Source organism: Bradyrhizobium sp., assembly GCF_022844465.1.
Lineage (GTDB): Bacteria > Pseudomonadota > Alphaproteobacteria > Rhizobiales > Xanthobacteraceae > Bradyrhizobium.
This window is the reverse complement of record NZ_JALHLP010000007.1, coordinates 146,607-172,040: the sequence shown is the minus strand read 5'-3', so window position 1 is coordinate 172,040 and position 25,434 is coordinate 146,607. Positions and strand designations below refer to the sequence as shown.

Annotated in this window: 31 protein-coding genes; 17 read left to right on the top strand and 14 right to left on the bottom strand. The window is 63.8% G+C overall.

From position 1 onward, the window contains the following. The 3 genes from Q0D31_RS14405 to Q0D31_RS14395 form a co-directional block, all read left to right on the top strand. The coding region (locus Q0D31_RS14405; RefSeq protein ID WP_291851954.1) for a DUF1522 domain-containing protein at nucleotides 1-1,235 on the top strand (1,235 nt) is incomplete at its 5' end. Between the two features lie 277 nt (nucleotides 1,236-1,512). After that, a complete protein-coding gene (gene flaF / locus Q0D31_RS14400) occupies nucleotides 1,513-1,878 on the top strand; it encodes a flagellar biosynthesis regulator FlaF (protein WP_291851951.1) in 366 nt (121 codons plus the stop codon). A gap of 24 nt (nucleotides 1,879-1,902) precedes the next feature. Further along, entirely contained in the window at nucleotides 1,903-2,268 is a 366-nt protein-coding gene (locus tag Q0D31_RS14395; protein ID WP_291851948.1) for a hypothetical protein, read from the top strand. A gap of 7 nt (nucleotides 2,269-2,275) precedes the next feature. On the opposite strand, the gene Q0D31_RS14390 is transcribed toward Q0D31_RS14395, so the two are convergent. The 4 genes from Q0D31_RS14390 to Q0D31_RS14375 form a co-directional block, all read right to left on the bottom strand. Then, nucleotides 2,276-2,653, bottom strand: a complete 378-nt coding sequence (locus tag Q0D31_RS14390) for a hypothetical protein (protein ID WP_291851946.1) — start codon at nucleotides 2,651-2,653, stop codon at nucleotides 2,276-2,278. A 146-nt stretch (nucleotides 2,654-2,799) separates the two neighbouring features. Then, nucleotides 2,800-3,285 (bottom strand): hypothetical protein, encoded by a 486-nt coding sequence (locus Q0D31_RS14385; RefSeq protein ID WP_291851943.1) that lies wholly within the window; start codon nucleotides 3,283-3,285, stop codon nucleotides 2,800-2,802. A 17-nt stretch (nucleotides 3,286-3,302) separates the two neighbouring features. Next, on the bottom strand, nucleotides 3,303-3,647 hold the full coding sequence (gene flgJ, locus Q0D31_RS14380) for a flagellar assembly peptidoglycan hydrolase FlgJ (RefSeq protein WP_291851940.1): 345 nt from the start codon (nucleotides 3,645-3,647) through the stop codon (nucleotides 3,303-3,305). An 11-nt stretch (nucleotides 3,648-3,658) separates the two neighbouring features. Continuing rightward, the gene (locus Q0D31_RS14375; RefSeq protein ID WP_291851937.1) at nucleotides 3,659-4,783 is read right to left on the bottom strand and encodes a flagellar basal body P-ring protein FlgI; all 1,125 of its coding nucleotides are present in this window, start codon (nucleotides 4,781-4,783) and stop codon (nucleotides 3,659-3,661) included. A 267-nt stretch (nucleotides 4,784-5,050) separates the two neighbouring features. Between Q0D31_RS14375 and Q0D31_RS14370 the strand changes: the two genes are divergently transcribed. The 3 genes from Q0D31_RS14370 to Q0D31_RS14360 all read left to right on the top strand — a co-directional run bounded on the left by Q0D31_RS14370 (nucleotide 5,051) and on the right by Q0D31_RS14360 (nucleotide 7,070). Continuing rightward, nucleotides 5,051-5,464 (top strand): flagellar assembly protein FliX, encoded by a 414-nt coding sequence (locus Q0D31_RS14370; RefSeq protein ID WP_291851934.1) that lies wholly within the window; start codon nucleotides 5,051-5,053, stop codon nucleotides 5,462-5,464. Nucleotides 5,465-5,848: 384 nt separating this feature from the next. Beyond that, nucleotides 5,849-6,214 (top strand): RNA polymerase-binding protein DksA, encoded by a 366-nt coding sequence (dksA, locus tag Q0D31_RS14365; RefSeq protein WP_092509290.1) that lies wholly within the window; start codon nucleotides 5,849-5,851, stop codon nucleotides 6,212-6,214. A 67-nt stretch (nucleotides 6,215-6,281) separates the two neighbouring features. Then, nucleotides 6,282-7,070, top strand: coding sequence for a fumarylacetoacetate hydrolase family protein (locus Q0D31_RS14360; protein WP_291851922.1), 789 nt, complete (start codon nucleotides 6,282-6,284; stop codon nucleotides 7,068-7,070). A gap of 1 nt (nucleotide 7,071) precedes the next feature. Here the strand turns inward: Q0D31_RS14360 and Q0D31_RS14355 are convergent, their stop codons facing one another. Together Q0D31_RS14355 and Q0D31_RS14350 are read right to left on the bottom strand one after the other, a co-directional pair. Continuing rightward, nucleotides 7,072-7,332 (bottom strand): GlsB/YeaQ/YmgE family stress response membrane protein, encoded by a 261-nt coding sequence (locus Q0D31_RS14355; RefSeq protein ID WP_291851920.1) that lies wholly within the window; start codon nucleotides 7,330-7,332, stop codon nucleotides 7,072-7,074. Nucleotides 7,333-7,389: 57 nt separating this feature from the next. Then, on the bottom strand, nucleotides 7,390-7,854 hold the full coding sequence (locus Q0D31_RS14350; RefSeq protein WP_291851917.1) for a YidB family protein: 465 nt from the start codon (nucleotides 7,852-7,854) through the stop codon (nucleotides 7,390-7,392). Nucleotides 7,855-8,837: 983 nt separating this feature from the next. Between Q0D31_RS14350 and Q0D31_RS14345 the strand changes: the two genes are divergently transcribed. Next, complete coding sequence (locus Q0D31_RS14345; RefSeq protein WP_291851914.1) at nucleotides 8,838-10,064, top strand: OpgC domain-containing protein; 1,227 nt, start codon at nucleotides 8,838-8,840, stop codon at nucleotides 10,062-10,064. Nucleotides 10,065-10,312: 248 nt separating this feature from the next. Here Q0D31_RS14345 and Q0D31_RS14340 read toward each other — a convergent pair whose 3' ends face one another. After that, nucleotides 10,313-10,588: a hypothetical protein gene (locus Q0D31_RS14340; RefSeq protein WP_291851911.1), complete on the bottom strand. Its 276-nt coding sequence runs from the start codon at nucleotides 10,586-10,588 to the stop codon at nucleotides 10,313-10,315. An 803-nt stretch (nucleotides 10,589-11,391) separates the two neighbouring features. Then, a complete protein-coding gene (locus Q0D31_RS14335) occupies nucleotides 11,392-11,751 on the bottom strand; it encodes a PRC-barrel domain-containing protein (protein ID WP_291851908.1) in 360 nt (119 codons plus the stop codon). A 187-nt stretch (nucleotides 11,752-11,938) separates the two neighbouring features. Between Q0D31_RS14335 and Q0D31_RS14330 the strand changes: the two genes are divergently transcribed. From Q0D31_RS14330 to Q0D31_RS14315, 4 genes are all read left to right on the top strand, one after another. After that, a complete protein-coding gene (locus Q0D31_RS14330) occupies nucleotides 11,939-12,901 on the top strand; it encodes a tripartite tricarboxylate transporter substrate binding protein (RefSeq protein ID WP_291851905.1) in 963 nt (320 codons plus the stop codon). After that, nucleotides 12,898-13,377: a tripartite tricarboxylate transporter TctB family protein gene (locus Q0D31_RS14325; RefSeq protein ID WP_291851902.1), complete on the top strand. Its 480-nt coding sequence runs from the start codon at nucleotides 12,898-12,900 to the stop codon at nucleotides 13,375-13,377. The genes Q0D31_RS14330 and Q0D31_RS14325 overlap by 4 nt, the downstream gene beginning before the upstream one ends. Next, nucleotides 13,377-14,900, top strand: a complete 1,524-nt coding sequence (locus tag Q0D31_RS14320; protein WP_291851899.1) for a tripartite tricarboxylate transporter permease — start codon at nucleotides 13,377-13,379, stop codon at nucleotides 14,898-14,900. The genes Q0D31_RS14325 and Q0D31_RS14320 overlap by 1 nt, the downstream gene beginning before the upstream one ends. A gap of 103 nt (nucleotides 14,901-15,003) precedes the next feature. Next, on the top strand, nucleotides 15,004-15,834 hold the full coding sequence (locus Q0D31_RS14315) for an aspartate dehydrogenase (RefSeq protein WP_291851896.1): 831 nt from the start codon (nucleotides 15,004-15,006) through the stop codon (nucleotides 15,832-15,834). Nucleotides 15,835-15,899: 65 nt separating this feature from the next. Here Q0D31_RS14315 and Q0D31_RS14310 read toward each other — a convergent pair whose 3' ends face one another. Both Q0D31_RS14310 and Q0D31_RS14305 read right to left on the bottom strand, forming a co-directional pair. Then, nucleotides 15,900-16,244 carry a hypothetical protein gene (locus Q0D31_RS14310; protein WP_291851893.1) on the bottom strand — a complete coding sequence of 115 codons (345 nt, stop codon included), beginning with the start codon at nucleotides 16,242-16,244 and terminating at the stop codon, nucleotides 15,900-15,902. Then, nucleotides 16,244-17,542: a sulfite oxidase gene (locus tag Q0D31_RS14305; protein WP_291851889.1), complete on the bottom strand. Its 1,299-nt coding sequence runs from the start codon at nucleotides 17,540-17,542 to the stop codon at nucleotides 16,244-16,246. The genes Q0D31_RS14310 and Q0D31_RS14305 overlap by 1 nt, the downstream gene beginning before the upstream one ends. Nucleotides 17,543-17,815: 273 nt before the next feature. Here Q0D31_RS14305 and Q0D31_RS14300 point away from each other — a divergent pair, with 273 nt between their 5' ends. Together Q0D31_RS14300 and Q0D31_RS14295 are read left to right on the top strand one after the other, a co-directional pair. Then, nucleotides 17,816-18,166 carry a type II toxin-antitoxin system RelE/ParE family toxin gene (locus tag Q0D31_RS14300; RefSeq protein ID WP_291851969.1) on the top strand — a complete coding sequence of 117 codons (351 nt, stop codon included), beginning with the start codon at nucleotides 17,816-17,818 and terminating at the stop codon, nucleotides 18,164-18,166. Further along, the gene (locus Q0D31_RS14295) at nucleotides 18,163-18,483 is read left to right on the top strand and encodes a helix-turn-helix transcriptional regulator (protein WP_291851886.1); all 321 of its coding nucleotides are present in this window, start codon (nucleotides 18,163-18,165) and stop codon (nucleotides 18,481-18,483) included. The genes Q0D31_RS14300 and Q0D31_RS14295 overlap by 4 nt, the downstream gene beginning before the upstream one ends. Nucleotides 18,484-18,601: 118 nt before the next feature. On the opposite strand, the gene flgH is transcribed toward Q0D31_RS14295, so the two are convergent. The 4 genes from flgH to flgF are packed head-to-tail and all read right to left on the bottom strand — an operon-like array spanning nucleotide 18,602 to nucleotide 21,995. After that, the gene (gene flgH, locus Q0D31_RS14290; protein ID WP_291851883.1) at nucleotides 18,602-19,357 is read right to left on the bottom strand and encodes a flagellar basal body L-ring protein FlgH; all 756 of its coding nucleotides are present in this window, start codon (nucleotides 19,355-19,357) and stop codon (nucleotides 18,602-18,604) included. A 5-nt stretch (nucleotides 19,358-19,362) separates the two neighbouring features. Then, nucleotides 19,363-20,415, bottom strand: a complete 1,053-nt coding sequence (flgA, locus tag Q0D31_RS14285; RefSeq protein WP_291851879.1) for a flagellar basal body P-ring formation chaperone FlgA — start codon at nucleotides 20,413-20,415, stop codon at nucleotides 19,363-19,365. Between the two features lie 9 nt (nucleotides 20,416-20,424). Further along, nucleotides 20,425-21,213: a flagellar basal-body rod protein FlgG gene (flgG, locus tag Q0D31_RS14280; protein WP_291851876.1), complete on the bottom strand. Its 789-nt coding sequence runs from the start codon at nucleotides 21,211-21,213 to the stop codon at nucleotides 20,425-20,427. A gap of 17 nt (nucleotides 21,214-21,230) precedes the next feature. Further along, nucleotides 21,231-21,995 carry a flagellar basal-body rod protein FlgF gene (gene flgF / locus Q0D31_RS14275; RefSeq protein ID WP_291851873.1) on the bottom strand — a complete coding sequence of 255 codons (765 nt, stop codon included), beginning with the start codon at nucleotides 21,993-21,995 and terminating at the stop codon, nucleotides 21,231-21,233. A 389-nt stretch (nucleotides 21,996-22,384) separates the two neighbouring features. On the opposite strand from flgF, the gene fliL reads away from it, so the two are divergent. Genes fliL through Q0D31_RS14255 form a run of 4 tightly spaced genes read left to right on the top strand, consistent with a single transcriptional unit; the run spans nucleotide 22,385 to nucleotide 25,349 of the window. Further along, nucleotides 22,385-22,873, top strand: a complete 489-nt coding sequence (fliL, locus tag Q0D31_RS14270; RefSeq protein WP_291851869.1) for a flagellar basal body-associated protein FliL — start codon at nucleotides 22,385-22,387, stop codon at nucleotides 22,871-22,873. 18 nt (nucleotides 22,874-22,891) lie between these two features. After that, the gene (gene fliM, locus Q0D31_RS14265) at nucleotides 22,892-24,130 is read left to right on the top strand and encodes a flagellar motor switch protein FliM (protein ID WP_291851866.1); all 1,239 of its coding nucleotides are present in this window, start codon (nucleotides 22,892-22,894) and stop codon (nucleotides 24,128-24,130) included. Further along, entirely contained in the window at nucleotides 24,127-24,564 is a 438-nt protein-coding gene (locus Q0D31_RS14260) for a DUF6468 domain-containing protein (protein WP_291851863.1), read from the top strand. Before fliM ends, Q0D31_RS14260 begins: the two co-directional genes overlap by 4 nt. Continuing rightward, entirely contained in the window at nucleotides 24,561-25,349 is a 789-nt protein-coding gene (locus Q0D31_RS14255; protein ID WP_291851860.1) for a flagellar protein FlbB, read from the top strand. Before Q0D31_RS14260 ends, Q0D31_RS14255 begins: the two co-directional genes overlap by 4 nt. The last annotated feature ends 85 nt before the right edge of the window (nucleotides 25,350-25,434 follow it).

Genomic DNA, 25,434 nt, shown 5'->3' with positions numbered 1-25,434 from the left:
TCGGCAACCTGATCCAGGACGGCTCCACGCTGAACGTCAACGGCAAGATCGTCACCTTCAAGAATGCCCCGACGCCGTTGGCGGCGGGCGTCGCCGCCGGCTCCGGCGTCAACGGCAACCTCGTCACCGACGGCAGCGGCAATTCCACGGTCTTCCTGCAGGCGGCGACCATCGCCGACGTGCTGAAGGCGATCGACCTGGCGACCGGGGTTCGTTCCGCGGTCAACGCCAGCGGCACGGCGACGGTGACCACCGCCGCGGGCCAGACCAACTCGTCGATCAACTCGAGCGGCGCGCTGCAGATATCCACCGGAACGACGGCGGATCTCGCCATCGTCGGCACTGGCAACACGCTCTCGGCGCTCGGCCTTACCGGCAACACCGGAACGAATACCTCGTTCAACGCGGGTCGCACCGCGGCGGCGGGCAGCATTTCGGGCAAGAACCTGACCTTCACCTCCTTCAACGGCGGCACCGCCGTCAACGTCACCTTTGGCGACGGCACCGGCGGCACGGTCAAGACCCTCGAACAGCTCAATGCCTCGCTGCTGGCCAACAACCTGAATGCGACCTTGGACTCGACCGGCAGGCTGACGATCACCACCGTCAACGAATATGCGTCCTCGACCCTCGGGTCGATCGCCTCGGGCGGTGTGCTCGGCGGCACGCTCACCAGCACAATCACCTTCTCGACCGCAACGGCTCCGGTTGCCGACGCGTCGGCGCAGGCGATCCGCAGCAACCTGGTGAGCCAGTTCAACGGCATCCTGTCGCAGATCACCACCACCTCGCAGGACGCGTCGTTCAACGGCATCAATCTGCTGGGCGGCGATCAGCTCAAGCTGACGTTCAACGAAACCGGCAAGTCGACGCTGAACATCACCGGCGTCACTTTCAACGCCGCCGGTCTCGGCCTCGCCAACCTGGTCAACGGCACCGACTTCATCGACAACGCAGCCACCAACCGCGTTGTCGGCAGCCTGACCAGCGCCTCGACCCTGCTGCGCACGCAGGCGTCTGCCTTGGGTTCCAACCTGTCGATCGTGCAGATCCGCCAGGACTTCTCCAAGAACCTGATCAACGTGCTGCAGACCGGCTCGTCGAACCTGACGCTGGCCGACACCAACGAGGAAGCGGCCAACAGCCAGGCGCTGTCGACCCGCCAGTCGATCGCGGTGTCCGCGCTGGCGCTGGCCAACCAGGCCCAACAGAGCGTGCTGCAGCTGCTGCGGTAAGCTCCATGACGTCAACGATTCCGGCGGCGGGGGAAACCCCGCCGTTTTTTTTGAGCACCGCTGGCGCGAACAGAATGTGCCGAAGTGGAAAACTTGAGCTTCGATCTTAATTGCATCGGAACCAGTGCCGATCATGCTGCCAAGAACACGCATTCCAGCCGGGCCGGCGCCACAATGGGTAATCGCCATTAACCATATTTAAAGGCGCTAGTTGTATGAAGTTAGGGCGTTTTCCCTGAAGTCCCGCGGTGAAGTACCGCTCCCATCGAGGTCATGAATGTCCAACGCAGCCCAAGCCTACGCCCGCACGTCGCACACGACCACATCGGCCCGCGAAATCGAAGCGCAGGCGCTTCTGAAGGCTGCCCGGCAACTGCAGGATGTTCAATCCAACTGGAGCGGTCCCGACACGGCGATGCACAACGCGCTGATCTTCAATCGCCGTCTCTGGTCGATCTTCATGAGCGCCGTGGAGGCCAACGAAAATCCGCAACCGATCGAGGTCCGGCAGAACATCGCCAATATCGGCGTGTTCGTGATGAAGCAGACGGTCGACATGCAGATGGATCCGGATCCGGCAAAGCTGAAGCCGCTGATCGACATCAACTGCAACCTTGCCGCCGGCCTGTCCGGCCGCGGCTGACCGCGGTGGAGCTGGCGCGCCGACATGGCTGATATCTGGGGCATCATCACGGCCAACTACAAGGCGGTGGGATTGACCGTTCCGTCGAAGACCCCCTATGTGCCGGTCGATCCCGCGCTCTATGAGGGCAACTGGACCGGCAAGTATCCTGACAACAAGACGTTCAAGTTCACGATCACGAACGTCTCGGGGTTTCGCGCCAAGGTGCAGTATCAGAGCGGCGGCACCAACAAGTTCCAGGAAGTTTTGATCAAGGACAATTCGTTCCGGATCGGCGACACCAAGTTCAAGCTGTCCGCGCTCGGCAAGGCGGAGGTCAAGAACGTCGTCACCGATCCGGCGAGCGGCCAGACCTATCTCGACAGCGCCTACGCGGCCCGCGCCAAATGATGCCGGATCAAGCCGTCCGGTCGGTTTCGCGCAGACGCGTCGGCAGTTCCTTGGTCAGGTCGAGGGTCAGGAAATAGGCGCGGCGGCGCAGCACGGCTTCCTCGGGAAACTGCTTCACCACCAGGCCGGTCAGGTTGTCGACGACCTGATAGACGACGGCGCGCGCGTCTTGATCGATCACCACCTGGTTCGATACCGGCTTCGAGAGGGAGGCGCGGACAGGGTCGGCATCGAGGCGCAGGCGCGCAGTCGTCTCCGGCGCCGAGACGGTCTGGCTGGCCGGCAACTCAGTCGGCACCGCACGTTGAGACGTCTCGCTCGCGTGCTGAACGATCGGCGCGGCAACCGGTGCCCCCACCGGTTTGATGCTGAAATCTGTACTCATGGCAGCCTCCAGGCTTCCTTCGAGTCAAATCCCAACCCCTCGTCGATGGCAATATGGCCCGGCACCCCTCAATGCTGAGTAAGGGAACACGCTGAATTTCCGGATGACGCCGGTGCTGCAATTTAGCTAAAAATGTAGCGATCGCCTTACAGCGAGCGGCTGACCGAAAGCGGGGTCATGTTGCGTGGACCTGGCGCGGCGCGCTGCCCCGACGCGGTATAGGTATTGGGAATGTTCTTGCGCTGGATCTCGGTGTTGACGCCGCGCACGATGCCTTCTGACACCGCGTGCGCCGTCGCCAGCACCGTGAGATTGATCTGCAGCATGGCGCGGAAGGTGTCGTGATGGCTCCGCAGCGCGGCCAGCAAGTCAGGCGAAACCTTCGCCAGATATTGTTGGGCGTTTTTGAGGTGCTCCACCGTGATCATGTAGCGGCGCGATAGCTCGCCCTTCTGCTGCTCCAGCCGCATCGCCTCGGCGACCTTGCCGGCGCGCACCAGTTCGGTCTCACGTTCGATGATTCCGAGCAGCGCGCTCATCACTTCCATCAGGTCTTCGGCGAGCTTGCGCGCCTCCGCCGGCGTCGAAATCGCCTTTGCAGCCGCAGGCCTTGCTTGGGGAGGCTCGCTCATACTGGATTTCCTTCTGGTCAGCCGGCGCGGTTGGCTTGCTGCAGGATCAGGGTGCGGAAGACGTCGTTGGAGATGCCGATGCCGCCGGATCTGGCGAAGGATTTCGAGTACTCGTCGGTCAGCATCGAGCGCCAGACCCCGGTGCCGGTGGTGTCGCCGAACGGTCCGTCCCCTTTGACGCCGGTGGTCATCTGCGAAAACATCGAGTTGAGGAACACCGCCTCGAACTCCTGGGCCTTGGCGCGCGTCTTCTTCTGCGCTTCCGGCGAAACCTTGCTCAGCGCCTCGGCGAGCTGCGGATCGCTGCGGCCGTTGATTATTGACGACCTGGCTTTCGCGTATCCGCCGATGCCGTGAACCATGTTCGCTTCCATCACATCACCTCGATGTCGGCCTGGATCGCGCCGGCGGCCTTGATCGCCTGCAGGATGCTGATGAGGTCGCGCGGACCGATGCCGAGGCCGTTGAGACCGTCGACGAGCTGCTGCAGCGAGATGCCGTCCTTCACGACCGCAAATTTCTTGCCGTCCTCGGTCACGCTGACGCCGGTGCGTGGCGTCACCACGGTTCGGCCGCGCGACAGCGGATTGGGCTGGCTGACCTGCGGGCTCTCCGAAATCGAGACGGTGAGGTTGCCCTGCGCCACCGCGACGGTGGCGACGCGGACGTCGCGGCCCATCACGATGATGCCCGAGCGTTCGTCGATCACGATCTTGGCGGCGAGATCCGGTTCGACCTGCAATTGCTCGATCTCGGTCAGGAAGGCGACGACGTTGCCCTTGAATTCGGCGGGGATCGCCAGCTGCACGGTGGAGGGATCGATCGGCTCGGCGGTCTTGACGCCGAGGAAATCGTTGACCGCGGCCGCGATGCGCTTGGCGGTGGTGAAATCGGCGTTGCGCAGCGCCAGCCGCACATTGGGCAGGCGGTTGAGCGCGAACTCGATCTCGCGCTCGATGATGGCGCCGTTGGGAATCCGCCCGTTGGTCGGCACGCCGCGGGTGACGCTGGCGGCGGCGCCTTCGGCCGCGAAGCCGGCGATGGCGAGCGAGCCTTGCGCGACCGCGTAGACATTGCCGTCGGCGCCGAGCAGGGGGGTGACGAGCAGGGTGCCGCCCTGCAAATTCTTGGCGTCGCCGAGCGCGGAAACCGTGACGTCCATCCGCGTGCCCTGGGTGCCGAACGCCGGCAGGTTGCCGGTGACCATGACGGCGGCGACGTTGCCGGTGCGGATGGTGGCGCCGCGGATGTTGACGCCCATGCGCTCGAGCATCGCCTGCAGCGATTGCTTGGTGAAGGGAATGTTGTTCAGCGTGTCGCCGGTGCCGTTGAGACCGACGACGAGGCCATAGCCGATCAACTGGTTCTGCCGCACGCCTTCGATATTGGCGAGGTCCTTGATCCGCGACGTCGCGTCCGCCGGCGATAGCGCCAGCGCCAGCGCCAGCAGAACGGCGCAGGCCACCCAAAACAGTCGTGCCGAACGGATGCCGGGCATCCTGTGCTCCCCTTGTGGTCTTCGAGCGGATCGCAACGTCACTCCCATGACGGATGATCCGGCATTAACCATGCGAGCGCCGTGCCATCTCGCGATTTTCTCGTAGCCATCTGATATTGCGGGATATTCATCGAACGTCCGCGCCGCCGGCGGCCTGCGGGGCCCGGCGAAATTGCCGTCCATCGGCAGATTTTGCCGGGTCGTTTACGCGCCGTTAACCATAAGGAGGCGAAGCTCCCGCAACGCCCACCCTGCGGGATCAGCACGATGCGCATCTACGGACCGAACGGCACCACGCTTGGATCGCCCGCAGGCAGCACGCGGCGAGCCAGTTCGAGCGGCTTCTCGCTGCCGGAAGCGCCGGTGGCGCCCGACGAACCGCGCTCCGTCGCCGCCCCCAAGGCCGCCGGCAATATCGATGCGCTGCTCGCCATGCAGGGCGTCGAAGACCCGACCGAGCGCCGCAAGCGTTCGGTGGCGCGCGGCAAGGGCGCGCTCGACGTGCTCGACGATCTCAAGATCGGGCTGCTGTCCGGCAACCTCGATGCCGCCACGATGCACCGGCTGCGCGATGCCGCCGCCCACCTGAAGACTTCCTCCGGCGATCCCGGTCTCGATGCGGTGCTGTCCGAGATCGAATTGCGCGTCGAAGTCGAACTCGCCAAGGCCGGGCAGTTCTAGCTGGGCTGTTTCTGCACATAAGGCTTTGAAATATCACGGCCATTCGACCGTCCTCGATCCGGTTCGGCAGTGAGGCCGCTGACCGCGCGGCTCGGCGGCCGATTGAACTTTCGCCGCGGTTCCTGCGCGCGAATCAGGGGCAGGGGCGATCTTCGGTAGGCGCGCCTCCCGCCGGCGGCCGAGGTGGCGGCCGGTCGCGATAATCTTGCCTGTGCAAGGCCTTGGCTGCGGTCCCCGCAACGGCGACGGTCTATATTGTCTGTCACAACCCGCCGCTATATAAGGCCGGCGCGGACGGACCATTTTTCGTCCCGCCTTGCACGCGAAGTTGGGCTGGCCTTGGAAAAACTGAAGAATTACCGACCCACCGAAAAAGAGCCTTTCATGAACGACCGCCAGCGCGATTATTTTCGCGCCAAGCTGCTGGCGTGGAAGGACGAAATCCTCAGGGAGTCGAAGATCACGCTGCAGACGCTGCAGGAAGAGAACGTCAACCATCCCGACCTTGCCGATCGCGCCTCGTCCGAAACCGACCGCGCCATCGAATTGCGCGCCCGCGACCGCCAGCGCAAGCTGATCTCCAAGATCGACGCCGCACTGCAGCGCATCGAGGACAACACCTACGGCTATTGCGAGGAGACCGGCGAGCCGATCTCGCTGAAGCGGCTGGAGGCGCGGCCGATCGCGACGCTCTCGGTGGAAGCGCAGGAGCGCCACGAGAAGCGCGAGAAGGTCTATCGCGACGAATAGGGCAATTCCTGGCGCGTCAGCGCCATCAGCGGCCGGGCCTGCGGCCGCCAACAGAAAGCCGCCGCCGATGGACAGGATTCTCGCGGCCGCCCGGATCATCGCCACCGCCCGACGCAACCGCACCCCGCTGGCCGCCCTTCCGCCTGAGCTGGCGCCTGGCGACACGGCGGAAGGCTATCAGGTCCAGCGCGCGGTGCACGATCTGCTGCTGCCGCAGATGGGTAGCCAGGTCGGTTACAAGATCGGCTGCACCAGCGCGGTAATGCAGCAATATCTTGACATTCCGCAACCTTGCGGCGGCGGCGTGTTCGCAACCGGCGTGCACGAGAGCGGCGCAAGCTTTCGGTTTGGCGACTACGTCCGAGTCGGCGTCGAATGCGAGATCGCGGTGCGGCTGGCGCGCGATCTTGCGCCGGGCGAAGCGCCGTTCGCCGCGGCGCGGGTGGCCGAGGCGATCGAGGCCTATCATCCTGCGATCGAGATCGTCGATGACCGGTATGTCAAATGGGAGACGCTGGGCGCGCCGACGCTGATCGCCGACGACTTCTTCGCCGCCGGCTGTGTGATCGGCAAGCCGGTCGCGCGCGCCGATGCGCCCGACCTGCTCAAGGTCGCGGGCCGCGCCATGGTCAACGGCAAGGAGGCCGGCCGCGGCGTCGGCGCCGATGTGCTGGGACATCCGCACCACGCGCTGGCGTGGCTTGCCAATCATCTGGCCGCGGAGGGCACGGGCCTGCATGCCGGCCAGATCGTGCTCACCGGAAGCCTGGTGAAGACGATCTGGCTTGAGCCCGGCGACTCCGTGACGATGCAGCTCGACGGGCTCGGCACGGTGTCGGCCGATTTTCGCAACTGAGCTAGATCGCCCGGCGCCGTCCCGCCACCATGCTGTAGATGAACAGCACGATGATGGCGCCGACCACGGCGCCGATCAGGCCCGCGCCTTCGCCGGCACGGTACCAGCCCAGCGCCTGGCCCAGGAAGGTCGCCACGAACGCGCCGACGATTCCCAGAATGGTGGTCATGATGAAGCCCGAGGGCTCGTTGTCGCCGGGCATGATGAACTTGGCAATGATGCCCGCGACGAAGCCGATGATGATGGTCCAGATGATACCCATGTCGCCCTTCCTTGCTTTGTTGAATTCCAGTGACTCGACTGACGCCAGCTACATCTCTTAAGCCGAGGGCAGGCGGCCCTCGGGCGTGTAGCGATCGACCGCCGTTGGCAGCTCGCGAGACAGCCTCGCCAGAAGCTCGTCCTGCGACAGCCCGGTCTGCTGCTCCAGCTGTGCCAGCACGTCCGGGCCGATCGCCTGCTTGAGCTGCGGCGGCGAGACCTCCTTGTTGGGGCCCTGGTTGATCCATGATTCAGCCGTGTCGCCAGCGCCGTTCTGCTTGAACTTTTCCAGGAGTTCGCCGATGCCCCCGCTCAACAGCCCGCCGACGCCGGCGCCGCCCAGCATCCCGCTGAGGTTGCCCACGACCTTGCCGATCGGGTCGCCCGCACCCGCACCCGCGCCCGCCCCGGGCTGGCCCGCGCCCGAATTGCGAAACATCTCCGCGAGCTTGTCGCGGTTCTGGTAGCCGGCGACCGCCAGCAATCCCAATAGGGCGGTCATCGAAGGAAATCCGCGGCTCATGTTCAGCTCCTTGCAAGTGTTCGACCTCGGCAACGCCAACCGCCGGTTTCGGTTCCATCGGCGGCGGCTGCCAGGGAGGGGGCGTCAGCGATGGGGCGTCAGCGATGGGGCAGGGAGAAGGCAAGGCGCTGTCCCGGACGCGGCTTTGCGCGCTCGCCGCGCCGAGTGCGCCCGAGCTGTGCGGATGGTTTGTCTCTCCGTGAAAAAAAGAGGGAGCAGGGAAGGCCGGGTGCCCACGATACCCGCAGTCGTGTGCACAAAATGCACACGCGGACCGCAGGTGCGCCGGAACACCCGGCCTTCCCTGCGCAATAGTTTTAACGGCTTATGGCGCGCTCTTGGAGACGAATTCGTCTTGTCTCCGTCGCCTGCGGATTGACAATCGCGCGAACCCGGTCGGGCCAACACGATCTCCGCCGGCTTGACGCCAGCCACGGGCGCCAGGACCACACGCTTTTGCCGTCCGCAGCTTCCCCCGCCAGAACCCGCCGAACCGCCATGTGCGACGGCTCGACATTCCGGAGGGAGCGTTTAAGCGCCGGTCGTCCGCGCGGCCGGTAATCGCTCACGGAAGCATCCGCCCTGCGAACACCGCTCGCGCCCGACGCTGCCGCGTCCACCGCCACCTGTCCCGACGCTCGTGACGACGGCCGACGCCCCTCTTTGCGGGACAGGATGGCGGGAGTTTTAGTTCTGATTTGCCCGACGACGGAAGGGGAATATTTTTCGCGCGAGGGTTGGACAGGAATTTCCTGATTTGCCCGTCGTGTCAGAATGCCACACTGATCGCGCAACAAACTCCTTGCCACGTCGGGCAAATCAACTTGCAGTTAGCGCCGGCTGAAACTCCGCCGTTAAGGCACCCTCGTTCTCGCCATCCACAAACGGCCGATTGTTGCCAGAATCGCCATGAGACGTAAGATACGTATCCGGTTGAACTGCATCGTCTGGGCCGAGAGACATAACAAGTAAGAGAGAAGGCGATGTCGGCTGACGAGCCCATTGACCGTACGCCCGGCCGGACTCTGCAGGTCGCATTTTTTGTACGGCAGCGGATTTGGGAAGCAATTACCGTCAGGTCTGTGTTGCCGAAGCCGCAGCGCGATGTCCGCCTGGATTTGTTTCGCGGTCTGGCAAACTGGCTGATCTTTCTAGGGCACATCCCGAACACCGCACTCGCCTGGTTCACGACGCGCAATTATGGCTTTAGCGATGGAGCCGATCTGTTCTTGCTGATCTCCGGCTACACGGCGACGCTTGTGTTCGGCACAGCAATGAAAGAGCGCGGCTTTGTCATCGGAGCGACCAGGCTGTTACGCCGGGTGTGGCAGCTCTATGTCGCCCATCTGCTGCTGTTCGTCGTATATCTCACCGCGGTGCATTACCTCGCGCACAAGTTCGACGACCTGCACTTGATGGACCAATTCAACGTTGCCTCGTTGATGAATGCTCCTGTCGAGACCTTGTCTGAAGGTTTGGCGCTCAGGTTCAAACCGCTCAATCTCGACGTTCTGCCTCTCTACATCGTGTTGATGGCTGCCTTCCCGATCGTCCTGTGGTTCATGTTGCGATGGCGCAATGCCGTGATGATCGGATCCATCGGTCTGTATCTCGCTGCTCGGCACTATGATTGGAACCTGGCGTCCTATCCGGCCGGGGTATGGTACTTCAACCCGTATGCCTGGCAGCTACTCTTTGTCCTTGGAGCCTGGCTGGCGCTCGGAGGCGCCGCGGCAAGTCGAGGACTCCTGCAATCCCGCATCCTCTACGTCTTGTGTACCGGTTTCCTCCTCTTTGCCCTTGCGACAACGCTGGCGGAGCAGGTTCCCGAGTTGCGGTCATTCGTTCCCGACGTCATCGCCAAACTTTTTATTCCGAACGACAAGACCAACCTCGCACCCTACCGCGTGGTTCATTTGGCGAGCTTGGCGTTTCTTGTCGTATCGCTCATTCCGATCGACTGGCCGGGACTCAAATGGCCCATATTTAAGCCTCTCATCCGATGCGGTCAGCAATCTCTGCCGGTCTTTTGCGTCGGCCTGTTCCTGTCCTTCATCGCCCATTTCGTGCTGGGGTTTGATTGGAACGGAGTGCCGGTCCAACTCGCCGTCGGAGCTACGGGTCTGTGGATCATGACCATCATTGCCTACTACCGGACGTGGTCGAAAGAAGTGGATAGAACCCTGTCTTCCGGCCGGGAATCCTCGTGAGACAATATCCGGGTTACGGTGACCGTGCATTTAACCGGGATTTGGACAATCACGCTCATCAACGCTTCTGCGGTTCTGATGGGTTGCGCAAATGCGCGCGCGTGCTCTACTCGCGCCAATCCTGCCGCCGTTGCACCAGCCGCGCCCGCACCTGGTTGAGCGACACTTAGCGCAACGCGACAGCTCGCCCCATCCGGGCACGGGTTGCTGCTCACATTTGGCTGCTGAATTTCGCCTAAGGCGTGTGACTACATTCCTGCCTTCATCCTCGACATTTTTTTATCCTTCATCATCTTCATCATCGTCAAATCGCACCCGCGTACGCCGTCTTTGGCCATCGCGGTATTAATCATCGCCAAATGCTTGTTCATCTCCCATTTTTTCGGACCGTCGGGCATGGCCGCCATCATCGTGGTCATTTTTGCCATTTCGGGGCCCGAGCAAGCCATCATCTTTGCAGATGCGGGACTGAAGGCGAACATAGTGCCAGCGAGGACGGCTGCGAATGTTGCTACGTATTTCATATTGTGAACCTCATGAGAAAGAAACCGGTGAATTTTGGATGGTTATTGGATTGCGGCAACGACGCGCTCAAAAGCATCTTAGCGGATTTGGATCGCGGCTACAATTCGAGGCTCATGCACTGGAGCGTCCCGAGCAACGGGCTCATTCGTTCGCAAGCCATGAGGTGTTTCGCTTGTCTTCTGCAGGCCACTCCATTCAGAACCTTTAGGCCCGAACTTGTGGGTTGGGTTGCGCCTTGATTTTGGTCACGAATTTCGGCGACGCAACGCCAAGACAACGATACCGGCGATAATCAGAACGACCACAAGCCCCCCGATCCCTCCGAATCCGCCCATTCCTGATCCCATCCATCCCCATCCGTCGCTACCGCCCATCATCTCTGTTCTCCCTAAAGTGTTCTTCCTAAAGTGAGGTATAGGATCAGCAATAAGCTGCAAATGGTGCGCTCGGCGGTCCATCCCATTGTTCGAAAACCACTTTAATCCACCGTCCTCCGCCGATGCCGATCCATCCAGCAGAAGTGCCCGCCGTCGCGGCAAGCGCGAACAATTTCGTCATCAAGTCATCAATATGTCCTTAAGTCCGGATTGCGAGGCGAGGCGGAACGGCCTCCGATCAGCCCGAAAACCAGGGCGATAAACAATTCAAGAACCCTGCTTCGGTTCCAGGCCCAACGAATAAATTAGGCCGCTTTCGCCAACGGGCGAGTTACAAGCCGGTGCTGTTTCGCAAGAAGGCCCGTCGAGGCAGGCCTTCTCGCATTTCGATTGAATCGAAAACGTACAGGGATCAACGACGGCGATCAGACCACAGCGCCATAATAGTCATTGACCGCGCGCGTCCTCGCGGGGTCGCCCCAGTTCCAGGCGTTGTCGTTGCCGTATTTCGGCGCGCCTTGGAGCTGGGCTTCGGTGACGCCGGTGACGTAGCCGCCGAGCGAGGTGTCGTATTTCAGCGACTGCCAGGGCAGCGGATAATGGTCGTCGCCGATGCCGAGAAAACCGCCGAAGGAGAGCACGGCATAGGACACCTTGCCGCTCACCTTGTCGATCATCACGCGTTCGATCGAGCCGATCTTGTTGCGGTCCGCGCCGTACACCGCGGTTCCCTCGACCTTGTCACTTCCGATCAGGTTGCTGGTTTCTCGCGCTTCCAGGGACATGAACTTTCTCCGTTTGGGTTGGAGACCGGAAAACGAAGCGCTGCGGTGAATCGTTCCGTGCCGCGACGATCAACTCCCGGACAGCCGGGAGCGCCTGCCGCGGGGCTTTCCCCGCCGTGGGCGGACTGATATTGTTCCCGTCGAGAGCCCTCGAAGGGCCGCCACACGACCAGGGGAGCGCGGGAAAATGGCAAGAATGTCCGTGAAGATGGCCGGCGCGGCCGCGCTGATCTCGGTGCTTGGCGCGCTATCCGCGCCGGCGATGGCGCAGTATCCCGACCGTCCGGTCAAGATGATCGTGCCATGGGCCGCGGGCGGCGATACCGACAACATCTTCCGGCCGTTCGCGGTCGAACTGCAGAAACATATCGGCCAGCCCGTCGTCATCGCCAATGTCGGCGGCGCCTCCGGCACCACGGGCGCGCGCGAGGCCAAGGCCGCCGCAGCCGACGGCTACACGCTCTACGCGGTGCATGATTACATCCACCTGACGTTCTATGCCGGGATCAGCGACGTCAAATACAGCGACTTCGAGCCGATCTGCCTGGTGGCGGCGACGCCTTCGGTACTGACGGCAAGCTCCAAGACGCCGTGGAAGAACTGGGCGGAACTGGCCGAGGACGCCAAAAAGCGGCCGGGCGAAATCACGGTCGGCGCCACGCTCGGATCGACCAGCCATATCTTTCCGGCGATGATCGAGAAGGCGGCGAACCTGAAATTCAAGTTCGTGTCCTATGACGGCCTTGCCCCGCGCATGAACGCGCTGCTCGGCGGCCATATCAACCTCACCGATTCCAACCTGACGCAGAAGGGCAAGGTCGAGGCCGGCCTGTTGCGCTACATCGCGATCGCCAGCGAAAAGCGCGATCCGGAATCGCCTGACGTGCCGACTCTGAAAGAGCTCGGCATGAACATCGTCTACGAGGTGGCGCGCGGCGTCATGGTCCCCAAGGGCACGCCGGCGCCGGTGCGCGCGAAGCTCGAGGAGGGCTGCGCCAAGGCGGTCAAGGAGCCGAGCTTCGCCCAGGCGATGAAGCTGCAGGGGACCCGCGTGGCCTATCTCAACGCCACTGACTACGCCAAGTTTCTCGCCAAAATCGACGGCGAGAACAAGGTGGTGATGACCGATCTCGGCCTGATCAAGAAATGAGCATCGGCCGCGACGGAATCGCCGGGCTCGTCCTGCTCGCGATCAGCCTGGTGCTGCTGGTCAAGTCGTTCCAGCTGCCGTCGCTTGCCATCGTTCCGGTCGGGCCGGGATTTTATCCCGCGATCGTGCTGGCGTTCATGGCGGCCGCCAGCGCGCTTTTGGTGTTGCAGGATCTCCTCAAGCGCCGGCCGACGGCGGTAGCCGATGCGCCCGCCGCGCCGCCGCGCAACTATCGGCTGGTCGTGATCGCGTTCGCGATCGTCGGCGGCTATATCGCGCTGCTGCCGTTGCTCGGGTTCCGGCTTGCCACGGTGCTGTTCGTGGGCACGCTGCAGGCCGCGCTGGGCTGGCCTCAAACCGCGCGGCAATGGCTGGTGCTCGCCGCGATCGCGCTCGGCACCGGCCTCGTAAGCTATGTCGTGTTCGAGCGATACCTGATGGTGCTGCTGCCGCGCGGCGCCTGGACGGGCTTCTGATGCTCGACCTGCTCTGGAGCGGCCTCGTCAACGTCGCGCAGTGGAAATATCTGCTGCCGCTGTTCGCCGGCACGTTCATCGGCGTGATCGGGGGATCGCTGCCCGGCGTCACCATCACCATGACCGTGATCGTGGTGCTGCCGTTCACCTACGGGCTCGATCCGCTGGCGGGGCTGGCGGCGATGACCGGGGTCTATGTCGGCGGATCGACCGGCGGCCTGATCGCCTGCTGCCTGCTCGGCATCCCGGGCTCGCCGGCCTCGATCGCCACCACCTTCGACGGCTTTCCGATGGCGCGCAACGGCGAGCCCGGCCGCGCGATCTGGCTCGGCGTCTGGGCCTCGGTCTGGGGCGGCCTGCTCGGGGCACTGTTCCTGGTGTTCCTCACCGGGCCGCTGGCGGCGATCGCGCTGGAGTTCGGGCCGTGGGAATATTTCTCGCTGTTCGTGCTGGCGATGGCGATGGTGGCGGGGCTGGCCGAAGCCTCGCTGCTCAAGGGGCTGATCTCGACCGCGATCGGGCTGTTGATCACGGTGATCGGCCACGACCCGATCGGCAGCGTGCCGCGCTTCACCTTCGGCTCCGGGTTCATCGGCGGCGGCTTTCCGTTCCTGCCCGTGCTGATCGGCATTTTCGCGTTCGCGCAGATCATGACCGATCTCGAAAAGCTCAATCTGCCGGGCGGCCAGGCGACGCCATCGCTGGCCGGGATCAAGCTCGAACGGTTCTCGCACCTCAAGGTCAATCTGGAGATCTTCCGGCAGCCGTTTCAACTGGCCTGGGCCACGATCGTCGGGCTGATCATCGGCATCCTGCCGGCGATCGGCGGCAGCGCGTCGAGCGTGATGGCCTATGACCAGGCCAAGAAATTCTCGAAGACGCCGGAGCGTTTCGGCAAGGGCCACCCCGAGGGCATCATCGCCTCGGAAGCCTCCAACAACGCCAATGTCAGCGGCTCGCTGATGACCATCATGGCGTTCGGCATTCCCGGCGACGCCGTCACCGCGGTGATGCTCGGTGCGATGACGATCCACGGTATCCAGTCGGGGCCGCTGTTCATCTCGCAGAACCCCGACATCGCCTATGGCATCTATGCCGCCTACATCCTGGCGCATCCCTGCATGCTGCTGATCTGCCTCGCGCTGATGCCGCTGATGCTGCGGGTGACCTCGGTGCGGATGGCGGTGCTGGCGCCGGTCGTGCTGGTGCTCTGCATCGTCGGCGCCTACGCGCTCAACAACACCATGCAGAGCGTCTATGTGCTGCTGCTGTTCGGCGTCGTCGGCTACGGGCTGGTCAAGCTCGGCTTTCCGCTGGCGCCGCTGATCCTCGGCCTCATTCTCGGCGACCAGATCGAGATCAATCTGGTGCGCGCGATCATGACCGACGCCAACCCCTGGCTGTTCCTGACCCGGCCGATATCAGGCGGGCTGCTGCTGGCGGCGGCGGGCTCGGTCGCGCTCGCGGTATGGCAGCATCTGCGCCACCAGAACCGGGTGGCGGAGGAGACGCCGGATTTCTAGTGCATGCGTGTAGCGGTTTTCCGAAAAGATCATGCTCAAGCAAAGAGTGAGAGCGGGATGACGTTTCGAAGAAATGTCATCCTGCTCGAGAACGAGGGTGGCAATGACAATTCCTGAAAACAGCGGGCGACCCGACCTGCGCGTGGCCGTCGCCGGGCTCGGCGCGATCGGCGCCAGGGTGGTGGAAGCGCTGGACCGCGGCATCGACGGGCTGGTGCTGACGGCGGTATCCGCGCAGAATCCGGAGAAGCACCGCGGCCGGCTCGCCGGCCTGCGCCGAACGCCGGCGGTGCTGCCGATCGCTGCACTTGTCGAGGTCGCCGACATCGTGATCGAATGCGCACCGAGCGTGCTGGTCCGCTCGATCGTCGCGCCGTTTGTCGGCAGCGGCAAGACCGCGGTCGTGCTCAGCGCCGGCGCGCTGCTCGACCATGAGGATCTGGTTGAACTCGCGAAACGGAATGGCGGCCAGATCGTGGTGCCCACCGGCGCGCTGCTCGGCCTTGATGCGGTAGCCGCCGCCGCGGTCGGGCAGATCCATTCGGTGCGGATGGTGACCCGCAAGCCGGTGCGCGGCCTGGCCGGCGCGCCCTACATTGTAGAAAACAATATCGACATCGACGGGATCGCCGAGCCGCTGAAGATATTCGACGGTACGGCGCGGGAGGCGGCGCGGGGATTTCCAGCCAACGTCAATGTTGCGGTCGCGCTGTCGCTGGCCGGGATCGGTCCCGACCGAACGAAAATCGAGATCTGGGCGGATCCGGCGCTGACGCGCAACACCCACCGGATCGAGGTCGATTCGGATTCGGCGCGGTTCTCGATGTCGATCGAGAACATTCCCTCGGAGAACCCGAAGACGGGGCTGATCACCGCGCTGTCGGTCATCGCCTGCCTGCGCAAGCTGCGCGCCCCGCTTCGGGTCGGCACGTGAGGCGATCAACGGCCCCGCGCGAACAGGCCGCGAACACGACTTTCGCGAGACGCGCGGCCTGACGTCTACTTGGCGAACGGGTTCTGCCAGCCGCCGCGCGCCGGCGCCCGCGGCGGGTAGGCCGCCTCGAGATAGTTCAGCACGGTTTCGCGGTCCTTGCCCTCCAGCGGCGGCATGTTGTGGCGGCGGACCATCAGATTGATGGAATCCTCCCACTGCGCGCGCGTCAGGCCCTGCTGCGCCACCAGCTTGAAACCATGGCAGGCGGTGCAGGCATAAAAGGCCTCGTCGCGGCCGGGGCCCGCGGCAAACTCCTCCGGACTCTCGTCGCGCGGGGTGAAGGTGGTTTGCGCCGCGGCCGGCGCAGAACAGAGCAGGCCGGCCACGGCAAGACACGTCAGACGAAGCATCATCCCACCAGCACCGCCACGCGGTGCATGGCGTTGCCGCCATAGCCTTGCGGATTCCACAAGCCGGCCTGGTGCGGCTGCATCGCGCCCTTCGAATCGGTCGCGCGCGACCAGATCTCGAAATAGCCGTCGCTCGGGAGCTTGACGGTGGCGGTCCAGCGCTGCAAGTCGTATTTGTTCTTCGGCTTGTCGAGCTTGACGCGCTGCCAGGTCGCGCCGAAATCGGTGGAGACGTCGACCTGCCGGACGGTGAGGTCGCCGGCCCAGGACGCGCCGCGCAGCTTCAGCTCCTTGGTTCCGGCGGCAAACTTCGCGCCGTTCGCCGGGCTGGTGACGATCGAACGCACCGGCATCGACTCCATGACGCGGAAGTTGGCCGGATCGGCCTTGCCGCCCGGCACCATCGGCTTGATCGGCAAGCGGTAGGAAAATTCCGTCATCCCGGGGCCGTCATGCTCGCGGTCGCGGATGGTGATCCGCGTCAGCCATTTCTGCGACGCCGACCCCGCCCAGCCGGGCACGATCAGGCGCACCGGCCCGCCATGGATGTTCGGCAGCGGCTTGCCGTTCATGCCCCACACGATCATCGTATGGGGGTCGAGCGCCTTTTCGAGCCGTACGCCGCGCGAGATGCTGGGCTTGCCGGCCTCGCCCGACAGATGCAGGTCGGCCGAATAATGCGCGGTGTATTTCGCCGTTTGCTTGAGGCCCGCCGCCTTGAGCAGATCGGCAAGCGGCATGCCGGTCCATTCGGCGCACCCGGCGCCGCCATTGGTCCACTGGTTGCCGCGCGCCGGCGGAGAGAACGCCGAGCGGCCGTTGCCACCGCACTCCAGCACCATGCGCCGCGTCACCGCCTTGTGCTTCGATTTCAATTCGCCGAGCGTGATCTCGATCTTGTTGTTGACCTCGCCGTCGATGGCGATTTTCCAGGCGTCGGGGTTTTTGGTCTCCTCGGGCAGCTGGCCGTTGTTGCGAATGAAGAACTTCTCGATCGGCGTGGTGTCGTCGTCGAGCAGGTTTTCAGGCGTCTCGGCGACCAACGGCCGGTCGCCGAGCAGGACGAGCCCTTCGCTCTTGCCGGGAAATTTCAAGTTTTGCGGTCCCTTCGGCGCGGCGGGCGGGGCAGGCGCAGCCGCCTGGGCGTGGGCGCTGGGAACGCCGCCAGCTCCGGCGAGAGGCAGCGCCCCGCCGATGGCGGCGCCCATCGCAACCAGCCCCGTGCCCCCCAGAAATCCGCGCCGGCTGGCCTCAAGGCCGTTACCATTCGCCGCATTACGTCCGGTTTCCCGCACCACGATGTCTCTCCCTATGTTGCCAGATATCCGGTCCGTTCCCAAGGCGCTCGAACAGGCGGTAGTATTTGCATCTTCTGGCCTCGCCGCAAGATATCCAGCGGCGCAATCTTGCGTGATGCGCGGCAGTCACCGAACTGGCCTCCTGCGGTTTTCACCAAGCTCGGACCTTGTTGCGAAGATAAGCTGCCGGCGCAGCATGCCGACCCTTGATTATTTATAGCTGTAATGCTATAAGTACATGACGCATGACTGCGCAAAAGCCCCACCGTATGGATCGGATCGTCGCGCGACGATCTGCGGGAGTTTCCGGACGAGGTTCGTCGCGTCATGGGTTTCGCAATCAACGATGCGCAGAACGGTGAGGAGCATCCGCGTGCCAAGGCGCTAAAGGGGTTTGGCGGCCGTAGTGTGCTCGAGGTCGTCGATGATGATGAAGACGGCGATACCTATCGGGCGGTCTACACTGTTCGCTTTGCCGGAGTAATTTATGTCCTTCATGCCTTCCAGAAGAAGTCAAAGAGAGGGATCGGGACACCGAAGCGCGACATCGAGGTCATCAACACGCGGCTCAAGCTGGCCGAAGCTCACTACCGGGAAAACTATGGAAAGGGAGGCAAGACATGAGCAGCGCCAGGAAAGCGATCCTAAGCAGTGGCAACGTCCTCGCCGATCTGGGTTTTGCCAACCCGCAAGAAGAACTTCTCAAGGCAAAGCTGGTTCGCGAAATCCGCGGAATCATCAAGCGACGAAAGCTGACCCAGACAAAGGCGGCTGCCGTGCTCGGGCTCAAGCAGCCGGATGTCTCCGCGCTTGTCACCGGCCGCGTCGGCAAGTTCTCGATCGACCGCTTGGTAAGGTGCCTGGATCGGTTGGACTACAAGGTGGATGTCGTTGTGCGTCAGAAGCCGCGTCGGGCTTCGTCACGGCCGATCGCGGCATAGCCGGGCGCACCATCCGCGCCAGACGACCGCGGCCTCCGTCAGGGGAGCTGACGGAGGCCGCGTGATACACTTCATCGCGCCTAGGTTCGCAATGCAGTGTGGGAGCTCGAAATGAAATCTAGAACGGCAGCAGCACGTCCATCACCTGCTGGCCGTAGCGGGGTTGCTGCACGTCGGTGATCTGGCCGCGGCCGCCATAGGCGATGCGGGCCTGCGCGATCTTCGAGGAGTCGATGGTGTTGTCGCTCTGGATGTCCTCGGGGCGGACGATGCCGGCGACGATCAGCTCGCGGATCTCGAAATTGACGCGGATTTCCTGCTTGCCCTCGACCACGAGGTTGCCGTTCGGCAGCACCTGCGTGACCACGGCGGCGACATTGGTTTGCAGGGCCTCCTGGCGGTTGACCGAACCCTTGCCGTCGCTGGAAGAGGTGGAGTCCGCGGTCAGCAGGCGGCCGGGCAGCACCTTCTTGGCCTGGGCGCCCAGCGTCTGGGCGCCGATGAAATCGGTAATTCCCGAATCCTCCTTGTTGGAGCGGCTGCGCTGGGTCTCGTTGGCAAAGTTGGCCTTGTCGGTGATGTTGACGGTCACCGTCAGGAGATCGCCGATCCGCGCCGCGCGCTGGTCCTTGAAGAAGGCGCGGCTGCCGTTCCGCCACAGCGAATTGGCGTTGTAGGAAGCCTGCTCCGGCTTCGGCATCGGCATCTGCACCGGCTTGTAGCCGGGCTGCGTGGTCGGATTCTCGATCTCCGTCAGCTTCGGCTTCTCGCCGATCTGGGACAGCCGGTCGATCGACGAGCAACCGCTCGCGACGGCCGCCAGCGACAGCATGGCGGCTGATAGGACGATGCGGTTGACACGGGAAACGGACATTTAAGTTACTCGGCTTTTGGAGCGATGGGCGAATCGACGGTGGCCACGGCGACAGGGGCGGGGACCGCGGGAGCCTCGCTGGTCTGCGCCGGGCGAAGCACGGTGGCGGCGATCGAAACCTGGCCGCGGCCGATCACGGTGCCCGACACCGTGCGCTTCGACTGCAGGTTCATCACGTTGACGACGTCGCCCTCGGTGCCGTTTTCCAGCGCCTTGCCGCGCATGGTGAGATAGAGCCCCGCCGCCTCGTAGATCAGCGTGACGTTCTGGTCGCGCTGCACCAGGTCGGGCTTGGCGAGATCGGCGGGGCGGACCGGCTGTCCGGCGCGCAGCTGGCGGCGGGCTTGCATGCCGACGACACGGTCGCGCGTGACGGCGTCGGCGCCGACTTCCGCCTTGGGGCGGCGCTCGACCACGATGTCGGAAGATTTGAGGATTTCGCTGCGCTCGACACTGCGCGCCAGCACCGCGGCCTCGACGGTCTCGATCGCGGTGCCGGTGAAGCGCAGCTTGGTGGCGGCGGCGCCATTCTCGCCGGCGATTTCAAAGGTGACGTCGAAGCGGCCGTTGCGGTTGTCGTAGCGAACGGTGGTCGGCTGCATGCCGCCGGTAAAGCCGACCTCCAGCCTGACGTCGCCGGGTTCGCGGTCGAACTTCATGCTGAGGCTGGCGGCGTCGCCGAGGCCGTTGCGGCGCTCCAGCGCGCGGGCGACCTGGAGCTCGACGTCCTTGCCCTCGATGGTGCGGGCAAGGCGGGTGACCGAAATCTCCCTGATGTCGCGGGTATCGACCCCGATCACCTGATGCGCGCGAAGGGCGTTGAGCACTTGCGCCACCGACAGCGATCCGGTGGTGCCGAGATCGGGCGCTCGGTAGATGGCGATCTGCGCGGCGCTGCCAGCATTGTCGATGATGTCGCCGATCCGCACGATGTCGCCGGACACCAGCACCTCGGCGCGCAGCACCGGCACGGCGATCGCGTCGCGGGTCTGGGCGAGGGCGGGCGTCGCAAGGCTTGCGAGCAGGGCGGCGGCGGAAAGCAGGGCGCGGGCGATCATGGTCGGTCCTCAGCGGAACATGTTGGCGGTTGACTGCAGCATCTGGTCGGCCGCGCTGACGATCTTGGCGTTCATCTCGTAGGCGCGCTGGGCGGCGATCAGGTCGGAGATTTCGGTCACCACCTCGACATTGGCCTGTTCGAGGTTGGACTGCTGCAGGTCGCCGAAGCCGTCGGTGTTGGCGACGCCGTCCTGCGGCGTGCCCGAGGCCGGCGTGTCCGTGAACAGATTGTCGCCGATCGGCTGCAGGCCGGCCTTGTTGATGAAGCGGGTCAGGCCGATCTGGCCGACCAAAGTAGGCGTGGTCGAACCCGGCAGCATCACCGTGAGCTGGCCCTGCGCGCTGATGGTGATCTGCGAGGAGTTTTGCGGAATCGTGATCGTCGGCTGCACCGGGTTGCCCTGGGCGGTGACGACGCGGCCCTGGGCGTCCATCATGAAGGAGCCGTCGCGGGTATAGGCGAACGTGCCGTCGGGCACCTGGATCTTGAAGAAGCCCTCGCCGCGGATCGCGATATCGAGGTCGTTGCCGGTCGGCGACAGCGTGCCCTGGCCCATCAGGCGCGGCGTGCCGACGGTCTTGACGCCGCCGCCGATGTCGACGCCGACGGGAAGCATGGTGCCCTGGTCGGACGCCTGCGCGCCAACGCGGCGGACATGGTCATAGATCAGGTCCTGGAACGCTGCGCGCTGCTTCTTGTAGCCGGTGGTGCGCATGTTCGCGATGTTGTTGGAGATCACCTGAACATTGAGTTCCTGTGCCGCCATGCCGGTTGCTGCTGTGTATAATGCGCGCATCGATCAATGCCTTACGGTTATGCCGGGACGTCGGCGAGTTTCTCGATTGCGGTTCGGTGCAGGTCGTGCTGCTGTTGCAGCAGCGCCGAAATCTGGGTGTAGGCCCGCGTGATCTCGATCATGCGGCTCATTTCCAGCACGGAATTGACGTTGGACTTCTCGATGAAGCCCTGGCGCAGCCGCGAGGTGGCGTCGGGCTCGGCGGTGACGCCCTGGCCCGCGGAGTAAAGGTTGCCGCCTTCCTTTACGAGCTTCTGCGCGTCGGCAAACGCAACCAGCCGCAGCTTGCCGCGCACCGAGTCGGTACGGCCGCTGCCCTCCATGACGGTGACGCTGCCGTCGGGCGCGATGTTGACATTCTTGTCGGTCGGCTGGAACACGATCGGGCCGGATGTGCCCATCACCGGAAGGCCGCCGGCGGTGACGAGCTGGCCCTGGTTGTTGATCTGCAGGCCGCCGTCGCGGGTGTAGCGCTCGCCGGCTGATGTCTGCACCACCAGAAAGCCGCGGCCGTCGATCGCGACGTCGAGCGGGTTCTTGGTCTGCTCGGAGGGGCCGGCCGAGAAATCGTGGAAGGTGGCGCGGTCCTGCACGAAGGAAACCGCGCGGTCGGCGCGCACGAAATTGTCTTCGCGCGCCGGCGAGCGCAGGTATTCCTCAAACAGCGACCGGTCGGCCTTAAAGCCCGTGGTGTTGACGTTGGCGACATTGTTGGCAACGACATCGATATGCCGGTCCAGGATCATCTGCCGCGAAAGTCCGATGAGAAGCGTATTCTCCATCGGTGGTTCTCCCCTTGATCGATCCGAAGACCAAGCTCTCCCAAGCCCGCTGTCCGGATCTGCGTGAACCTTTGAGCTCTCCCAAGCCCGCCGGTCCGCCATCACCTCAGCGAAAGTCGTGCCAATTCACGAAGTGATTGTTTTTCAAGCGGTTGACTCTTTTTCGCGCGGCGGTGCCGGCGGCAGAAAGGTCTTGTTGACCATGTTTACCCGGCAGATTTTTCCCAGTAGGCCGGTATTGGAAAGGTTCCGTTAACCATTGTTACCCTAGCGTTGCACCCATAGAGAGCGCGCGTGCGCTGACGGCTTTTGTTTCGCGTTATGGGGCCCTTGCTTGATCCCCGGCTGGCGGCAACCGCGTTCGTTCCCAGATGGAAGCGGGCGGGGCAATGGCTGACAATGACCTGGTGGACGGCGCGGGCGAGGACGCCGCCTCGTCGAAAATGGGCAAGAAAAAGCTGATGATCGCCGCGGCTGGATTTGCCGCCATCCTCGCTGCCGGCGCGGTCACGTTCGTCCTGATGCGCGGCCATGGCGAAGAGAAGCACGCCGAAGCGCCGCCGCCGAAGCCGCCGTCATTTCTCGAAGTTCCCGACATGATGGTCAACCTTGTCGGCGCGCCCGGCGAGCGCGTGCAATATCTCCGCGTCAAGGTCGTGCTCGAGATCAAGGAAGAAAAGCAGGTCGAGGCCATCAAGCCGAACCTGCCGCGCGTCACCGACCTGTTCCAGACCTACCTGCGCGAACTGCGGCCCTCCGACATCAACGGCTCGGCCGGGCTGTTCCGCCTCAAGGAGGAACTGACCAAGCGTGTCAATGCGGCGGTGGCGCCGCAGCAGGTCGGCGCGGTGCTGTTCAAGGAAATCGTGATCCAGTGACGGGGCGGATTTAAGATCATGGCCGGCAACCAGGAGCAGATGGACCAGGACGCCATTGCCGCCCAATGGGAAGCCTCGCTCGATACCGAGGATCCCGAAGCGGCCGCGCAAGAGGCTGCCGCCAATGAACTCTCCGAAACCATGGCGCTGCAATGGGCGGCCATGGTCGAGGACGGCGGCCGCGAGTTCGGCAACAAGGCCGACGGCGGCCGCGAGTTGGGCAACAAGAACTCCGGCGAGCGGGTCCTGTCGCAGGAGGAAATCGACAACCTGCTCGGTTTCGCTGTCGGCGACGTCAATATCGACGACAATTCCGGCATTCGCGCCATCATCGATTCGGCAATGGTGTCCTATGAGCGCCTGCCGATGCTCGAAATCGTGTTTGATCGCCTCGTTCGGCTGATGACCACGAGCTTGCGCAATTTCACCTCCGATAACGTCGAAGTCTCGCTCGACCGCATCACCTCGGTGCGTTTCGGCGATTACATGAACTCGATACCCTTGCCCGCCGTGCTCTGCGTCTTCAAGGCCGAGGAGTGGGAGAATTTCGGTCTCGCCACCGTGGATTCCAACCTGATCTATTCGATGATCGACGTGCTGTTCGGCGGCCGCCGCGGCCAGAGCTCGCCGCGCATCGAAGGCCGGCCCTACACCACCATCGAAACCAACCTGGTCAAACGGCTGGTCGAGGTCGTGCTCGCCGACGCCGAACAGGCGTTCCGGCCGCTGTCGCCGGTGGCGTTCTCGATCGACCGGCTGGAAACCAACCCGCGCTTCGCCGCCATCAGCCGTCCGGCCAATGCCGCGATCCTGGTGCGGCTGCGCATCGACATGGAAGACCGCGGCGGCAACATCGAGTTGCTGCTGCCTTATGCGACCATCGAGCCGATCCGCCCGGTTCTGCTGCAGATGTTCATGGGCGAAAAGTTCGGTCGTGATCCGATCTGGGAAGGGCATTTCGCCACCGAAGTGGCGCAGGCCGAGATATCGGTCGATGCCGTGCTTTATGAAGCCGACATCCCGCTCAAGCAGCTGATGAAGCTGAAGGTCGGCGATACCCTTCCGCTGGAAATGCGAGCCGACGCGCTGGTGGCGATCCGATGCGGCAACGTGCTGCTTACCGAAGGGCGCATGGGGCGGGTCGGAGACCGGGTCGCCATCCGCATCACCAAGCAGCTGCGCAAACCCAACACGACCTTCGCGATGTTCGAGAAGGCGGATGAGCAAACCAAATTGATGGAGGCACAAGCACAATGAGTCACTTCCTTGGCATTGTGATCGAGAGTCTGGTGGCGGTGCTGCTGCTGCTCACGATCGGCTATTGCATGCTGCTCAACAGCCGCTTGAAGCGGCTGAAGGCGGACGAGCATTCCCTCAAGGCCACGATCGCCGAGCTGATCACCGCCACCGAAATCGCCGAGCGCGCGATCGGCGGTCTCAAGCACACGGTGCGCGACGTCAACGAGAATCTCGGCAGCCAGCTCACCGCCGCGACGCAGATGGCGGGGCATCTGAAGAACATGCTGGCCGAAGGCGATGGCGTGGTTCGGCGATTGACCAAGATCGCGATCGCGGCGCGGCCGTTGCAGGAGCCCGAGCCTGCGGCGCCCAGGGTGTCGTCCGCCAAGGCGGTCGCCGCGGCCGCTGAAGTCTTCGCCGAGCGCCGCAGGGGCAGTGGCCTCGCTGCATGAAATCGTTCGGCGACATCCGCGTGATCCCGGTCGTGCTGGTTGCGATCTTCGGCCTTGTGGTGCTGAAGGTCGCGGGCCTGGTGACGGATGGCGGCTACGTGTTTCACGACCCCAATCCGCCGGCCAAGCAATCCTGGGCGCAGGAAAACCTGGGCTATCCCGGCCCCAAGGTCGATGTCGGCGACACCACCGGATCGGTCAAGAAGGAAGAGAAGAAAGAGGAGGCGCCGAAGGCGGCCGCTTCCGCTCCCGCTCCCGCAGCAGAAGCACCGAATCCCGATGGGGTCGTGGTGTTTCCACTCCCGCCGGCGCAGTCAGTATCCCCGTCGGAGCGCGCCATCCTGGAAAGGTTGCAGGCGCGGCGCCAGGAACTGGAGCAGCGCGCGCGTGAAATCGAAATTCGCGAAAGCCTGCTGAAATCCGCCGAGAAACGCATCGAGGGCCGGGTCGACGAGATGAAGGCCACGGAAGCGCGGATATCGACGGCGACCGGGCAGAAGGCGGAGCAGGACGCCGCGCGCTTCAAGGGCATCATCACCATGTACGAGGGCATGAAGCCAAAGGACGCCGCCAAGGTGTTCGACCGGCTGGAAATGTCGGTGCTCTACGAAATCGCCTCGCAAATCGCCCCCCGCAAGATGGCGGACATTCTCGGCCTGATGCAGCCGGAAGCCGCCGAACGCCTCACGGTCGAACTGGCGCGCCGCGCCGGCAGCGAGAAATCAGCCGCCAGCGCCGAGCTACCCAAGATCGAGGGCAAGATGCTGCAGCCGAAGGCAAACTGAGTTCGACCAGCGCGCGTTCTGGAATGCGTGCGATGCAGATATCTCAGCCCGGCCTGTCGCTTCGTTGAAATCATCGGCTTGGCGT

Coding starts and splice junctions, on each gene's coding strand:
- Q0D31_RS14385 (WP_291851943.1), bottom strand. CDS start 3,285: ATGAGCGAGCCTCCCCAAGCAAGGCCTGCGGCTGCAAAGGCGATTTCG.
- flaF (WP_291851951.1), top strand. CDS start 1,513: ATGTCCAACGCAGCCCAAGCCTACGCCCGCACGTCGCACACGACCACA.
- flgF (WP_291851873.1), bottom strand. CDS start 21,995: ATGGAGAATACGCTTCTCATCGGACTTTCGCGGCAGATGATCCTGGAC.
- flgH (WP_291851883.1), bottom strand. CDS start 19,357: ATGTCCGTTTCCCGTGTCAACCGCATCGTCCTATCAGCCGCCATGCTG.
- dksA (WP_092509290.1), top strand. CDS start 5,849: ATGAACGACCGCCAGCGCGATTATTTTCGCGCCAAGCTGCTGGCGTGG.
- Q0D31_RS14335 (WP_291851908.1), bottom strand. CDS start 11,751: ATGTCCCTGGAAGCGCGAGAAACCAGCAACCTGATCGGAAGTGACAAG.
- Q0D31_RS14325 (WP_291851902.1), top strand. CDS start 12,898: ATGAGCATCGGCCGCGACGGAATCGCCGGGCTCGTCCTGCTCGCGATC.
- Q0D31_RS14360 (WP_291851922.1), top strand. CDS start 6,282: ATGGACAGGATTCTCGCGGCCGCCCGGATCATCGCCACCGCCCGACGC.
- Q0D31_RS14310 (WP_291851893.1), bottom strand. CDS start 16,244: ATGCTTCGTCTGACGTGTCTTGCCGTGGCCGGCCTGCTCTGTTCTGCG.
- Q0D31_RS14340 (WP_291851911.1), bottom strand. CDS start 10,588: ATGAAATACGTAGCAACATTCGCAGCCGTCCTCGCTGGCACTATGTTC.
- Q0D31_RS14260 (WP_291851863.1), top strand. CDS start 24,127: ATGAGTCACTTCCTTGGCATTGTGATCGAGAGTCTGGTGGCGGTGCTG.
- Q0D31_RS14375 (WP_291851937.1), bottom strand. CDS start 4,783: ATGCCCGGCATCCGTTCGGCACGACTGTTTTGGGTGGCCTGCGCCGTT.
- Q0D31_RS14390 (WP_291851946.1), bottom strand. CDS start 2,653: ATGAGTACAGATTTCAGCATCAAACCGGTGGGGGCACCGGTTGCCGCG.
- Q0D31_RS14315 (WP_291851896.1), top strand. CDS start 15,004: ATGACAATTCCTGAAAACAGCGGGCGACCCGACCTGCGCGTGGCCGTC.
- Q0D31_RS14355 (WP_291851920.1), bottom strand. CDS start 7,332: ATGGGTATCATCTGGACCATCATCATCGGCTTCGTCGCGGGCATCATT.
- flgA (WP_291851879.1), bottom strand. CDS start 20,415: ATGATCGCCCGCGCCCTGCTTTCCGCCGCCGCCCTGCTCGCAAGCCTT.
- Q0D31_RS14295 (WP_291851886.1), top strand. CDS start 18,163: ATGAGCAGCGCCAGGAAAGCGATCCTAAGCAGTGGCAACGTCCTCGCC.
- fliM (WP_291851866.1), top strand. CDS start 22,892: ATGGCCGGCAACCAGGAGCAGATGGACCAGGACGCCATTGCCGCCCAA.
- Q0D31_RS14395 (WP_291851948.1), top strand. CDS start 1,903: ATGGCTGATATCTGGGGCATCATCACGGCCAACTACAAGGCGGTGGGA.
- Q0D31_RS14320 (WP_291851899.1), top strand. CDS start 13,377: ATGCTCGACCTGCTCTGGAGCGGCCTCGTCAACGTCGCGCAGTGGAAA.
- flgJ (WP_291851940.1), bottom strand. CDS start 3,647: ATGGTTCACGGCATCGGCGGATACGCGAAAGCCAGGTCGTCAATAATC.
- Q0D31_RS14330 (WP_291851905.1), top strand. CDS start 11,939: ATGGCAAGAATGTCCGTGAAGATGGCCGGCGCGGCCGCGCTGATCTCG.
- Q0D31_RS14255 (WP_291851860.1), top strand. CDS start 24,561: ATGAAATCGTTCGGCGACATCCGCGTGATCCCGGTCGTGCTGGTTGCG.
- Q0D31_RS14350 (WP_291851917.1), bottom strand. CDS start 7,854: ATGAGCCGCGGATTTCCTTCGATGACCGCCCTATTGGGATTGCTGGCG.
- Q0D31_RS14345 (WP_291851914.1), top strand. CDS start 8,838: ATGTCGGCTGACGAGCCCATTGACCGTACGCCCGGCCGGACTCTGCAG.
- Q0D31_RS14370 (WP_291851934.1), top strand. CDS start 5,051: ATGCGCATCTACGGACCGAACGGCACCACGCTTGGATCGCCCGCAGGC.
- flgG (WP_291851876.1), bottom strand. CDS start 21,213: ATGCGCGCATTATACACAGCAGCAACCGGCATGGCGGCACAGGAACTC.
- fliL (WP_291851869.1), top strand. CDS start 22,385: ATGGCTGACAATGACCTGGTGGACGGCGCGGGCGAGGACGCCGCCTCG.